Origin of the sequence: Candidatus Thiosymbion oneisti (genome assembly GCF_900092655.1) — a bacterium.
Lineage (GTDB): Bacteria > Pseudomonadota > Gammaproteobacteria > Chromatiales > Chromatiaceae > Thiosymbion > Thiosymbion oneisti.
In genome coordinates, this window is the sequence record NZ_FLUY01000136.1 from 1 (window position 1) to 4,804 (window position 4,804).

At 59.2% G+C, this 4,804-nt stretch carries 4 protein-coding genes; all 4 read right to left on the minus strand.

Annotated elements, in window-relative coordinates:
* Positions 1–2,124 (minus strand): two-partner secretion domain-containing protein (locus BQ17_RS01365; RefSeq protein WP_141699028.1); only part of this gene is annotated, 2,124 nt, incomplete at its 3' end.
* Between the two features lie 515 nt (positions 2,125–2,639).
* Positions 2,640–3,161, minus strand: a complete 522-nt coding sequence (locus tag BQ17_RS01370; RefSeq protein WP_089723955.1) for a hypothetical protein — start codon at positions 3,159–3,161, stop codon at positions 2,640–2,642.
* A gap of 71 nt (positions 3,162–3,232) precedes the next feature.
* The gene (locus BQ17_RS23030) at positions 3,233–3,367 is read right to left on the minus strand and encodes a hypothetical protein (RefSeq protein ID WP_256091436.1); all 135 of its coding nucleotides are present in this window, start codon (positions 3,365–3,367) and stop codon (positions 3,233–3,235) included.
* A 140-nt stretch (positions 3,368–3,507) separates the two neighbouring features.
* Complete coding sequence (locus BQ17_RS01375; RefSeq protein ID WP_089723956.1) at positions 3,508–4,461, minus strand: acetyltransferase; 954 nt, start codon at positions 4,459–4,461, stop codon at positions 3,508–3,510.
* Positions 4,462–4,804: the final 343 nt, after the last annotated feature.

Sequence of the window (4,804 nt, forward strand, 5' to 3'; positions counted from 1 at the left end):
AAGAATAGTGCCTTCAATCCAAAGGTCATCGGTTCGAACGGTCATCTCTCCGCTGCCCGTGTCTATCCGACCTTCGGGACGGATTTCGAAAGCACCAGCGTCGTTTGTCGGGTTGTCCTCTATACGGATGTTCTCACCATTGGTAAAAATGGCTCCTGCAATCGAAAACAGTCCGGTTTGAACGGCAAGATCCCCGCCGTTCGTGGCTAGCAAACCTCCGGGACGGATTTCGAAAGTACCAAAGTTGTTTGCGGAATTATCTTCTATATGGATGTTCCCACCATTGGTAAAAATGGCTCCTGCAGTCGAAAACAGTCCGGTTTGAACGGCAAGATCCCCGCCATTCGTATCTATCAGGCTTCTGGTGCCGACTCGGAAAAAACCGTAGTCGTCATTCGTAGCGGCATAAATTTGAAGTCCACCGGAAGCTAACCAAGGAGGCGATACAATCCAAACGCCGGAACCGATATCGACCCCGCCGGCGGCGTAAAGACTAAGCGTAGAATCTCCGCCATCCCCTTTGAAAATATCCGCTGCAATCGAAATGTTCCCTCCTGACAGACCGGAACCCGGATCAGCGGCCTGATCGGCTACCAGCGAGACATCGCCACCGGTGTTCAAGACCGACTCGATACGCTCGGAGGCAATGATCGTATCCGTAAGGGGTTCGTATGGATTGTCGAAATCGACCCTGGCGCCGGCATTGCTTACCCTGATATTGCCTGAGCCGTACAACAAGGTCCCGCCCCTCCCGGCGGATGGGTTGCTGACATCGATCATGAAGTCGGCGGCCAGATACTCTCGCCCTGAAATCGCGATCAGGCCCCGTTCTCCCCGGGCCGAGAGGCTTCCCGTCCCAAGGGTGTTCTTGTCCGCGCTGATAATGATCTGCCCCGCCCTCCCGCTGTGCGTGGCATCGGCATTGATCACAACATGCTCGAGGATGCTGTATTGGGCGGTGGGAAGCGGCCGCGGGGGGGAACGCAGGCCATGGCGCTGCGTTTGCTCCGGGCTGCCGTGGCCTCCCATGAAATCACCACCCACGAAGACCTGCCCGCCACCGGCATGGCCCGAGGCGTCGATGTCGACCTTGGCGAGTTCGACCTCTTCGCCGAGCAGATAGATATCACCTCCGCTTTGATCCTTCTCCTTCCCGGAAACGTCGAGCTTGCCGGCGACCCTTATTTTTTGTCTTGGAGTACGGGGCTGTTGCCGCCGGCTGGTCGTACCCGAGGTCTCCCGTTGGCCGGGAAAGGCGGTGGAAAAGGTGATAGTCCCGATTTGCTTTTCGACCGTGGGCGCCAGGATCTTCCCGGAGCTGTCGATCACACTATCCAGGGCCAGGCGGGTCTCGGCCGCGGAGAGCGCTACTTGTCCGCCGAAGGCCTTGAGCGTCCCGTGATTGCTGACCAAGTGCCTGAGCGGCTTGCCGGTTCGGTGGTCGATCACCTGGTCCAGGATTTGGTCATCGACCGCGATCCTCACCACCCCGTCACCCCGTGGATCAAGGGTGAACCGATTCGCGGAGGCCAGCGCGACCGTTCCGAGCCGGGCCTGGATGATCCCGTCATTGACGACGCCCGGTGCCACCAGTCCCACGAGTCCCGCTGCGCCTGCGGAGATAGATCCCTCATTGATAACGGCGGCATCCGGATTACCCGGTTGATCGAAATCGAAGGTGTTCGAACCGGAAAGAAAGCGCTCGTTGTGCATGAAGGACGATGTCAGGACCGTCCCGGCGGTATTGATCCTGCTCGTGGGACCGACCAGGATGCCGTTCCGATTGCTCAGCCAGAACTGTCCGTTACCCTGTATAAAGCCATGAATTTGGGACGGTTTATTCTGGTGATCCTTGGCCCAGAAAATCGCCTCCGGGCCCGGTTGTCGGAGCTCCACCCGCTCATCTTCCCAGACATTGAAGGAGTCGAATTTACCGATGGCCCGGCCCGACTGCTGTCGGATGATGGTGGTGGTGGTGTCGTCCTGGAGGATGCTTGCCTCCCCGCCCTCGATGGTGCCTCCCTGCGGTGCAGACCATACCGCCGGCCCTCCGGCCAGGGAACCGAGCATAAAACCGATCACGACGGGGAACAGGTAGCCTGGTAGGGATTTGGAAGTATGCACGGCGATCTCCTTCCTGGAACATATCCCAATGCCGTTAAGTCAAGCCACAAAGCCCCTCTCCCGCCGGGAGAGCGTTTGCCCCGAGCGCGGCGAGGGGGCCGGGGAGAGGACGAACGAAAAACAGCGCTCAATCAATCACAAAGGGTGCCGGTGACGCTTAACTTAATGGCATTGTCCCAAGCATGGGATTATTTAAGATCCCCTTAAACGGATCGGGTTTATTGCCCCGCCGTTCTTTCCATGAGTGATATATCTATTATATAGGGTCATTGTGTTTTTACCTGAAACCCAAGGCCATTATACTCCTCTAATACTATTATATAGGTTGTTATTGGGATGCCGATAATTACAACATACTGAAAAACAATGTTATTCCAGGATTTCGTTCCTGAATATGAGCTTCGCCCCTCTCCCACCGAAGGTGTCGCAAAAGCCCCTCTCCCGCCGGGAGAGGGGTTGGGGAGAGGGGGTCAAAGGGCGAAGCCGGCATCGCCCAGGAGAACCGAGGCGGAGTCTTATCGCAGTATCCGATCCAGGACCTGGGAGAGCTTATCCGAGGCCCTGGCAGAGCGCCCATGAGAGGCATCCAACATCTGCTCGAGACGGTGGCCGATGGCTTCGATCTCGTGGCGCAGCCGGCGGTTTTCGTGCTCGATTTTTCCCCGTAGCTCCGAGATGGACGTGCTTTGCTCGTAGGCCGAGATGCGCCTGTTCTTGGAGTCCTCGTAGGCCCTTTCCAGGTCGCGGAGCCAGGTGCTTTCAACGATAGCGAGGCAGGTTTCCCGCAAGGCATTGAGCAGCTGGGCGCCTTGGTCGTCCTCAGGGATCGAGTCGAGCTCAGCCCGACTGACGATCAGAGATACGGCGACCGCGAGCTTCGCAACCAGATCGTCCCGTTCATAGAGGACACCGGCGCGGTTGTAACCGGAGGCATGATGGAGAATACGGCAGCGCCGGTACAGGATAATTGCGAGGACAGCCGCGGCGACGGCGCACAGGATCTCTCCGAGACTGACGGACAAGGTAAAGGTCGGCATTGGTTATTCCATTCGATCGTAACGGGACCGGCCTTTGGCTTCCCGATTGCGGGAATCTCGGCTGGACGCCTTCAACGGTTTATTTTATCAAGCATGGCCTTGACCGAGCGCACGGCCCGATCCTGCAAATCCCTTGCCCAAGGCGGTTGGGGAACATTCCAGCCGATAAGGATTCCGACGGCCAGGATGAAAAGGGTATACAACATAGCATCACCTGCAGGTCATTATGGGAAAGCCATGGTTCGTTGGAGCGAAAACTCTACATTTTGAGCGCTGTCCTGAAAAATCCCAAGGGCGGAATTTTGCCACGATTCCCTTGATCGGAAATGCCCTGCTGCAAATGGAATTAGAAAGCAGCCATAAATTGCCTGACAAACTCGCCGTAACTATCGTCAGGAAGGTAATCGATGCCGGCAGCGGCCCGACGGCCACCACCGGTGGGGAAGCGGCGGCACAACGCATCGGCGCCCGTTCCTATCGCCGTCGGCGCACGCACGCTGACCACGAATCCGCCGGTGGGCAGCCGGGTCAGCAGGGCATGGGCCCGCTGCGCGGATGTCCGGGCGAGCTGATTGGCCAGGAGTCCGCTCACGCGCCGCGCCCAAGGCTCGGCGGGCAGGATATAGAGGGCATGGCGGTCGCCCGCGAGCTCCGGTTTCAAGACCTGGGCCCGCGCCATATCATCGGTGTAGCCGGCGCGGAGGGTTTGGAAGGCAGGGTCCGCGGCGATGAATGCGAAGGGCTCCGCATAGGGCCGCAGGCGTCGGAACAACTCGTCCGGCGCGAGATACAGGTCCTCGAGCCGGGCCCCGTAGGCGTTGTAATTCAAGCAGACCCCGAGCTCGCGCAGGGCCGCTAGCTGCGCCTCGTCCAGCCCCAGGGGACCCGCGGCCCGCCGCGCCGCCGCCTCGAAATTGTCGCCGAAGGTGCCCACCACTGCCCAGGCACGGCATCTCCCCCCGAGGAAATCGTCCACCAGCAGACTGGTCCCTTTATGGGGGAGGGTCTCGATGTGGACATCCAGCCCAGGGTGCTCAGGGATGGCCCCTGGAAAATGGTGATCGAAATAACGGACCCGAACCCCGCGCTCCAGCAACCCGAGGAGGGCGCCCCGATTCCTGTCCAGGGAGATATCCAGTACCGTTACCTCATCGCCGGGGTTTGCCTGAACCCGCGCCAGCAGCCCGATGTCGCGCTTGACACCCGTAACCAGCGTTGCCTCCCGCGGCTCGATCAGCCGGAGCTGTTGGAGTGCGCAGATACCGTCCGCGTCCCCGTTGAAGATGTCGAAATAGGCCATGTTCCGTATCTCCCGCGTGGCCTGCCCGTGCGGACCTCACTTTGGGTGTAGGATGTGGTGAGCGCCTGCCCACCGCCCCAAGCACGCCTGCCTGGGCTGGTCTACCTACCCCCAGGGATGGGAAAAGCCCGGCAGACAAGCGGCAGGCGGCGAACCGCATCATAAAGGAATCCTGAATGATTCGGCGCTGTTTGGGGGATCGAACTACCCATGGGCTAGGATTCGTTTTAACCGGACAGCTCCTCAACGATGGCAGTGTAATTCATAAGGCTCTTTATGGATTCCGGACTGCCAACGATCATGGAAGGGTACCACCGGACGTTTTGGAGTGCGGCGGCAACCT

Coding starts and splice junctions, on each gene's coding strand:
- BQ17_RS01370 (WP_089723955.1), bottom strand. CDS start 3,161: ATGCCGACCTTTACCTTGTCCGTCAGTCTCGGAGAGATCCTGTGCGCC.
- BQ17_RS23030 (WP_256091436.1), bottom strand. CDS start 3,367: ATGTTGTATACCCTTTTCATCCTGGCCGTCGGAATCCTTATCGGCTGG.
- BQ17_RS01375 (WP_089723956.1), bottom strand. CDS start 4,461: ATGGCCTATTTCGACATCTTCAACGGGGACGCGGACGGTATCTGCGCA.